The organism is Streptomyces sp. NPDC044921 (genome assembly GCF_056432865.1).
Genome location: NZ_JBWKIF010000045.1, coordinates 1 through 7,425, shown reverse-complemented (window position 1 = coordinate 7,425; position 7,425 = coordinate 1). Strand labels below are relative to the sequence as shown.

7 protein-coding genes are annotated in these 7,425 nt (G+C 67.6%); 1 reads left to right on the top strand and 6 read right to left on the bottom strand.

Going from position 1 to position 7,425, the window contains the following annotated elements; all coding sequences use genetic code 11:
- Positions 1-309: 309 nt before the first annotated feature.
- Both AC07DA_RS36000 and AC07DA_RS35995 read right to left on the bottom strand, forming a co-directional pair.
- Complete coding sequence (locus AC07DA_RS36000) at positions 310-795, bottom strand: transposase (RefSeq protein WP_479132472.1); 486 nt, start codon at positions 793-795, stop codon at positions 310-312.
- Positions 699-1,067, bottom strand: coding sequence for a transposase (locus AC07DA_RS35995; protein ID WP_479132473.1), 369 nt, complete (start codon positions 1,065-1,067; stop codon positions 699-701). Before AC07DA_RS35995 ends, AC07DA_RS36000 begins: the two co-directional genes overlap by 97 nt.
- A 365-nt stretch (positions 1,068-1,432) precedes the next feature.
- Between AC07DA_RS35995 and AC07DA_RS35990 the strand changes: the two genes are divergently transcribed.
- The gene (locus tag AC07DA_RS35990; protein ID WP_479132471.1) at positions 1,433-2,257 is read left to right on the top strand and encodes an NAD(P)H-binding protein; all 825 of its coding nucleotides are present in this window, start codon (positions 1,433-1,435) and stop codon (positions 2,255-2,257) included.
- 1,335 nt (positions 2,258-3,592) lie between these two features.
- Here the strand turns inward: AC07DA_RS35990 and AC07DA_RS35985 are convergent.
- The 4 genes from AC07DA_RS35985 to AC07DA_RS35970 form a co-directional block, all read right to left on the bottom strand.
- Complete coding sequence (locus AC07DA_RS35985) at positions 3,593-4,156, bottom strand: DinB family protein (protein WP_479132470.1); 564 nt, start codon at positions 4,154-4,156, stop codon at positions 3,593-3,595.
- 225 nt (positions 4,157-4,381) lie between these two features.
- Positions 4,382-5,236: an IS5 family transposase gene (locus tag AC07DA_RS35980; RefSeq protein WP_479132469.1), complete on the bottom strand. Its 855-nt coding sequence runs from the start codon at positions 5,234-5,236 to the stop codon at positions 4,382-4,384.
- A gap of 61 nt (positions 5,237-5,297) precedes the next feature.
- Positions 5,298-5,723 (bottom strand): RacP protein, encoded by a 426-nt coding sequence (locus AC07DA_RS35975; RefSeq protein ID WP_479132468.1) that lies wholly within the window; start codon positions 5,721-5,723, stop codon positions 5,298-5,300.
- A gap of 3 nt (positions 5,724-5,726) precedes the next feature.
- Positions 5,727-6,845 (bottom strand): DUF6192 family protein, encoded by a 1,119-nt coding sequence (locus AC07DA_RS35970; RefSeq protein ID WP_479132467.1) that lies wholly within the window; start codon positions 6,843-6,845, stop codon positions 5,727-5,729.
- Positions 6,846-7,425 lie beyond the last annotated feature (580 nt).

Below are 7,425 nucleotides of genomic sequence, written 5' to 3'. Positions count from 1 at the left end.
GTGAGCGCGGACAGGAGAGCGGTTCTGTGTGTTCTTCGGGCACGCCACAGGGACGTGCTCTGCGCACGTGAATGCATCAGCTTCCCCCACGGAAGTCAGACAGACAGTCAGAACCAGTGACCCATTCGGTCACCTCGGCCACACAAGCTGTCACAAGAAGCGCACAAAGCGACGGGCCGTTCCCCGTATCTACCGTCCCATGCCAGCCGGAATCAGCCCCACCACTTCGACGGGACGAAATCTTGCATATCGCAGCAAATCACTACCTCGGCAGGAGGGAATTGCACGGTCCATTGCGGTTCTGGGGGATCACGCTGACCGGAACCTTCGACTTCCGTCGGCACAGCACACGGCCCTGCTACCGGAGGCAGCCTGTGCAAATCCCGTGCATGGACGTGACTCGTTGTCCCATCGCGCCAGGAACGTCCCTCCCCAACGGATGCGCGAACAGGGTGTCCGGCGATGCCTCGGCAGGGCCCCGGGTACCGGCGCCCCGACCGCTTGCGTGTGGCTCTGCGTCCTCGAAGGGGTGAAGGTCCGCATCCCGCGCAACCGCTGGTCCCAGGGTGGGTGGCGTGGCCGTCCGGGACGGCCGGCCACCGGCGGGATGCCGTCGGTCAGGGCGAGGGTCTGGGTGACGTCGTCGATGTTCGCCGCGGTGGGGATGACCTTGAGCGGGGTGCCGCGCCCGTCGCAGATCAAGTGATGCTTGCTGCCCGTCTTGCGCCGGTCGACCGGCGGCGGACCAGTGTCGGCTCCCCCGTTTTCGCACAGATGTGGGAGCTGTCCACACACGCCCTCGACCAGTCGAGTTCACCGACCGCATTCAGCTCGGCGAGCAGAATGCGGTGTAGCCGGTCAAAGATCCCAGCCTGCTGCCACCGCGCCAGACGCCGCCAGCCGGTCTGTCCCGAGCCGAACCCCACCCCCAAGGGCAGCAGTTGCCTGGCTATGTCGTTGTGGAGCACGTACAGGATGCCCTGCAGAGACAGCCGGTCCGCCACTGGCCGAGGCCCTGGCGATCGCTCCGGCCAGGGCGGCACCAACGGCTCGATCAGCGTCCACAGGTCGTCACACGATCCACGGCCGAGTACTCACACCCTCCCGAACGGCCGAATCATCACATCAGTCACGCCTGGCCACGACACCTCAACAAGATCGTGTTACAAGCTCCGAGGCCGGGGTGCAGTTGTGGATGGGTGGAACGGCAGTTGGGTGAAGCCGCTGACGGCTCCCCCGGGCATGCGGACTGCCTGTCCCGCCGGGTGCAGTTGCGGCAGTCGGTTCGCCAGGGTCCTGAGCGCGGCCTCACGGGTCGCATCTAGGACCGTTTCTGACCTAGTCGCCACGTACTTTCGTCTACGACCGGCCAACGCGGCTCGACCACCGCTCAGCGCGGTGCCGCCTCAACAGGCAACAGGCAAGGAGTGACGTGACGATTTTGGTTACTGGTGCGACGGGAACTCTGGGGCGCCACGTGGTCGAGCGACTTCGGCAGGCCGGACAGGTGGTTCGCGCGCTCACGCGCACCCCGACCGGGGCGACCGGCCTGCCCGAAGATGTCGAAGTGGTGGGCGGCGACCTTACGAAGCCGCAGACAATGGCCGCGGCTCTCGATGGAGTCTCCGCCGTGCACCTGCTCGGAGCCACCGGGCACGACCACGCCCCGTTGCAGACCGGGCCGCAGATCCTGGGGATGGCCGCCGAGGCGGGCGTGCAGCGCCTGACGGTCCTGTCGCCCGGTGGCGAAGGAGAGCTGAGCAAAGCCGTCCGTGACAGCGGCATGGAGTGGACGTTCATCTGGCCGATCGACCTCATGTCGAACGCACTGGGATGGGCTGAGGTCATCCGGCGTACGGCGGAGGTTCGGGAGCCGTACGCGAACCGCAGGACTGCTTCGGCCGACGAGACGGACGTCGCCGCCGTTGCCGCGACCGTGCTGGCAAGGGGCGGCTATGCGGGAAGGACCCTCATCGTCTCGGGCCCCGAAGCACTCACGCCGGCCGACAAGGTCTCCGCTATCGCGGCGGCGACCGGCCGTGAGATCCGTTTCACCGAGCTGACCGACGATCAGGCACGTCGGCACTGGCGGGCTGAGGGGTGGCCCGAGGAGGGCATCGAGTTCATGCTGCACATGTGGGCCACCGTGCCTGAGACGGTGGCCAGGGTGACCTCAACGGTCGAGGAAGTCGTCGGCCGCCCCCCGAGGACTTTCGCACAATGGGCCGCCGCACACGCCGACGCCTTCCGCGCCTGATACGCACGAACGGGCCGCCACCATTCCCCGTCGACGTCGTGGTCGGCCTGGCTCGGGCGCGGCACCCGGACGCGGTGTGGGCTGTATGGCCAGCGGCAAGGGGCGGGTCGCCCCGTCGGAGGCCAGACGCGCGGCCGTGGCGCGGGCACGGGCCTGAGCTGCGGTGCCCTTCCGGACGGGTAACCACTCCAACTGATGCTCCTTCGCCCACGCCCTGACGGTCACGTCCTAAGCAGTGTCGTTGTGGTCATCCGATCGTTCGACTGGTCATGCGGGACGGGGCGATAACTGACGCTGCCTGGGCGGGATCGAGCCGTTGTTGCCGCCCGTGGGCCGGCCCGCATGCGACTGTCCTGCGGCGTGCCGCGTTCACGGCGCTCTGGCCGCTGACGCAGGCGCTGGCACACCAGGCGGCTGGGCGAGTGCGGGCGCCGGACAGAGCTGCGTCTCGGCCATGTCGCGGTGCTTTTGCCCAGCACGGCGCCGGTCGAGGCGCAGCGGGCGGATCTGCCGGCGTACGTGCGGCCAGGCTCGATGCTTCCCGGTCCGGGAGCGAATCGATCGACCGGCGGGATTCGACGTCCACCAGCACAGTGCCGTTGTGGCGGCCCTTGCGGGTGGCGTACTCATCGACACCAACCACCCGCGGCCCAGGTACCTCCGGCTCGGGCAGGGCGTCGACCAGGCACAGGAACGTGCTCCGACTGGCAGACACACCCAGGACGGAAGGCAGCCGGGCCCCGGCACGTCCGGCCAGGGCAAGACCGACCGCGGCCAGCGCAGAGCGCAACCGTTCAGTGCGCTGGCCGTACCTGCGAGTGAGGCCGGGTACATGTTCCGCGAAGGGCCGCCGAGAGCACACGCTGTCGCGGCAGCGGGCCCGCCGAACCGGTATCCGGAGCACGACCCTTCGTCCTGCGCTCGGCAGCACGTCAACGCGCACTATCTCGCTATCCCACCTATACCGACAGAGCACGTCGATGTCCGCGATTGACGGGAACAACAACTCCTTCGACCGGAGCGCGACCTCTTCCACGGCCGGGTCTGTCAGCCCAACCACTCTCCTGTCGGCTGATCTTCGGGCGACTTCCGAAGCTGCCCAGAGGCGTCCAGACGTCACTCAGCGTGGTCACTGCACGGAAGCTAAGCCAAGACCGATTTCGTGAGCAGAACCGCCTGCAGGTCGGCGATTCGCTGACCGCATAAGTGCCTGTTTCTGAGCTGAGCATGACATGACCACCTGCGGCGTCTGGGCGTTTGCCCAGCTCAGAATTCGAACGGCGGGGTTTGGGTGGCGGGGCGGCTGGTCGACTGCTGCTTGGCACCGAACCCGGCTTATATTCGGTGCGGTGCGGCTACGTCCTGCCAGCGGTAGAGGTCGCGCAGCAGGGAAATTTCGGCGCCGTGATGGATCAGCTCCCTGTTGACGTGCAGGATCCTGTTCTCCATGGGAAACGGCTCGGGACTCATCGCGGGCGGATTGTCTAGGTCGGTGTCCGAGAGTTCGCGGACCCCCGCGTTCCATCTCCCGTACATCTCATCGAGCTGTTTTAGCGCCTCGTCAGCGGTCCCCGCGTAGGCGAACGCCTCGGCGTCGAAGCCCTGGCCGTCGAAGTACCATTCGACCCGATAGGCCAGGCACGAGACGATGATGTGCGCCAGCCGCCAGGCAATCGTGGTCACCGGCGCCGGCTCCGGGGCAGGGGACGCGAAGTCCATCGTCCACTCCCCTGAACCCGCCGACATCGGTGCGGCCGACGTGCCACGTTGGCGGATGCTCCAGCAGCCGCGCACCGGCTCCCAGAAGTACTCCTCGTCGGTAAGCCCGTCCAGCCGTGGCCGCAGATTCTTGCGCCAGTACCAGTCCAACTGCTCCGCGAGCCGCTCGCTTCTTGTCATTGCCGCACACTACTGACCCGTCGAGCAGAGCGTGCCGGCTTGGTGGACGCAGGAAGACTCCAGCTAGGCCGTCTGGCAGCGCGACCTGGGATTTCTGGGCAACAGGACACCGGTCTCGATGTTGCCGGTTACGCTGCTGAAGTCGTCGTGTTGGTGCGAGAATTGGGCTGACTTGAGGGCCCGGTGACTTCTCGGTGGCACTGCTGACCGTCAGTGCCGATCGGATCAGTCGCGGTGGCCCTCGCGGGAGGCCGGCTGTCCGCTCCTGCGAGAGCTTCGGCGGGTGATGCGCCTGGTCATCAAGGTGAGTGCGGCCCAGGTGATGAGCGATTCGGAGTGTTGGACGAACCGTTCGTAGTCGCGCGCGTGTCTGCGGGCATGCATGACCCACGCATGCGAACGTTCGACGACCCAGCGCCGGGGCAGGACGACGAACCCGGGGACGTTCTTCGGCCGGCTGACGGTATTGATCGTCAGGCCCAGGAAGGTCCTCGCCCAGTCGACGAGCTGTCCGGCATAGGCGGAGTCGGCCCAGACGATGGTGATCTCGGGGTGCATCAGCCGCAGCCGGAACAGCACTTCCTTGGCCGCGTTGCGGTCGGTCATGTCGGCCGGGGTGACCATGACGAACAGCGGCAGGCCCTTGGTGTCCACGACCAGGTGTCGCTTGCGGCCGTTGATCTTCTTGCCGGCGTCGTAACCGCGGGAGTCCTTCCCGACGGTCTCGGCGGCCTTGACCGACTGCGAGTCGATGACGGTGGCGACCGCTCCGGGCGCCTTGCCCATCTCGCGGCGGATCCGCTTGCGGAGCTGGTCACGGATCTGCCCGATGACGCCGCAGGCGGCCCAGCGGGCCATGAACCCGTAACACGTGCGCCAGGGCGGGAAGTCCTTGGGCAGGGCCCTCCACTTGCAGCCCGTATCCACGACGTAGCGGATGGCGTCCACAATCTCCCGGCGGGGGTGCTTCTCCGGACGGCCGCCGGCCGGGGTCTCACAGGCCGGGACCGGCAGCAGTGGTTCGATCAGCGCCCATTCGTCGTCCCAGGTGTCAGAGGGGTAGCAGCGCCTGCGCGGCATCGTTGCCTCCCTCAAAGACGGGGGGGGGCGGGCCCGGCCGCTTCGCGGCCGGGCCCGCCGATCAGGCGTCGGCGTCGGCGATGACGTCGAGTGTCGACTCGACCGAGTTGAGTTGGGTGTTGAGGTGTTTGATCCACCGGCCTTTGGGCTGGAGGGCCGCGTGCGGGGCGACGGTTCCGGTGATGAACCGGCGGATCTCGGTGAGCTTGCCCCGGATGATCGCGATCTCGTATGCCTGGAGTTCGGCGGGGTCGGCGCAGAACTTGTAGCCGTCCTTCTTCGTCCAGATCAGCGGCGGCCAGCCGCGTTCGGTGATGATGTCCCGCAGGCAGGCAAGCCCCGCGCGAGTCTGGTGAGGGGAGAGTTCGCTGGATCTGACCAGCTGGACAAAGGTCAGACCGGCCGGCCGGGCTTCGAAGAGCACGAACCGGACGGTGTCGGCGTGTCGCTGAGCCGCCGGCGATCTGCGCTCGGAGGCACGGGGCATCGGCTATTCACCCTGCAGGAGCTTGGCCAGTTCGCCGTCGACGTCGACCTTGCCGGTGTCCACGGCCGTCTCGATCCAGTCCAGCGTCGCCCTCACACGTGCAACGTTCTCGTGCACGATCACGCGTTCGTCGTCGCCGAGCTGGCGGTCGCGCATCCCGGGGACGACCCGGCCGGCCGACGCGACGAACGCATGGCAGGCGGTGACCAGGTCCAAGAACTCCACCGACCGGTCGATGTTGCGGATTGCGGGGGCGACGGGGCTGGTCTCCTCGAAGTGGTCGCGGGCCTGCCGGCCCTGGTCGACCTGGGCCCGGTTGACCTGGTGGCGGGCCGTGTCGTCGCTCATGGCCTTGAAGGCGACGGCCGGCCTGCGCAGCAGGCCGGTGGTCACCTCGGCCGCGACGTGTTCGTCGCGGGTCAGCTCCTCGACGACCTTCACCTTGTCCGCCTTGGCGACCCGGGCGACGACCGCGGGGCGGCGCAGGAAGTCCGGGGCGACCGCGGCCGCGACCTGGTCCTCGCGGGTCAGTTCCTCCACGACCCGGACCTTGTCCTCGTCCCTGACCTGCGCGACCACCTCCGGCCGCCGCAGCAAGTCGCCGGTGACACGTCCCGCGACCTCGTCGTCCTTGGCGAGCGAGTGGATCGCGCTGACCTTCTCCTGCCGGGTGACGGGCTTGACGACCTGGCGTCCGACCCGCCGGTTGGCCTCGTCCGGCGTCCAACGGGACTTGCCCTCATGCGGGTTGAGGATAGTGGTGAACCGTTCCTCGTCGTCGGCGATGGCCGCGAGGATGTTGTGGACCGTGAACGACACTCCTGCAACCCGCCGGTCCTTCGGCCACTTCGACGCGGTCCACCGGGCCTTGTCCACCATCGCGTAGGACAGCCCGATGTCCTCGGCCAGGCGGAACAACGAGTCCTTGACCCTGAACAGCGCGTCGCTCCGCTCCTGGCCGCCGGCCTCGCGCATCGGCTCGACTTCGAGTGCGTAGTCGCCGACCGTGAACTGGATCCGGCTGGCGGTCTCCACCAGTTTCCGCAGCTCGGCCACGATCTCCGCGTACCGGTTCACGCTGACGCTGCCGACCTTGTCGGCGCTCTCAATCTCTTCGGTCATGGGTTCTCACCCTCAACTACGGGCCGTGGCACGGCTCTTGGGGCCGCGGCAAGACGCAGCCCGCCTCTCGACCGAGAGTCAGTCCGGAAATCCTAAGATCACAACGATCGACCGGGAAGGACCGGAATCTGATCGAAGATGCGATTCGGGTGCGTTCGCGTTGCGGTCACTGTGACCGTTCGCCGAACGATTCCTTTCGGGCCCGCCAGGCCCTCGTGACGCATCGCCGCGAGCAGTAGACCGCGTTCGAACGGCGGTCCACCCCCGCGACCCAAGTAGTCCCGCGCTCAGGGCACTCGGCCCGGCCGGCGCCACCCAGTTCCGCAGCCACCCGCTTGCGCAACCGCAGGTCACGACGCCACTGCCTGGCACGACACGCCGTAGAGCAGAACCTCGCCCAAGGCGGAGCACCCGGCCTCAGCCGACTCCCACACCCCTCGCACGCACGCTCCACAGCATGCCCGGCGTCCTCGGACACCCAGCCAGCCTAGTACTGCAACGGTCCTTGCCGTGACTGATGGCCAGGTCGGTCGTTGGTGTGGTTATGGGTGGGGACCTTGCTGATGTCAGGCTGTGGGCG

Excerpts from the sequence above, each read along its gene's own strand:
- AC07DA_RS35985 (WP_479132470.1), bottom strand. The coding sequence starts at position 4,156 with ATGACAAGAAGCGAGCGGCTCGCGGAGCAGTTGGACTGGTACTGGCGC.
- AC07DA_RS35980 (WP_479132469.1), bottom strand. The coding sequence starts at position 5,236 with ATGCCGCGCAGGCGCTGCTACCCCTCTGACACCTGGGACGACGAATGG.
- AC07DA_RS35975 (WP_479132468.1), bottom strand. The coding sequence starts at position 5,723 with ATGCCCCGTGCCTCCGAGCGCAGATCGCCGGCGGCTCAGCGACACGCC.
- AC07DA_RS35970 (WP_479132467.1), bottom strand. The coding sequence starts at position 6,845 with ATGACCGAAGAGATTGAGAGCGCCGACAAGGTCGGCAGCGTCAGCGTG.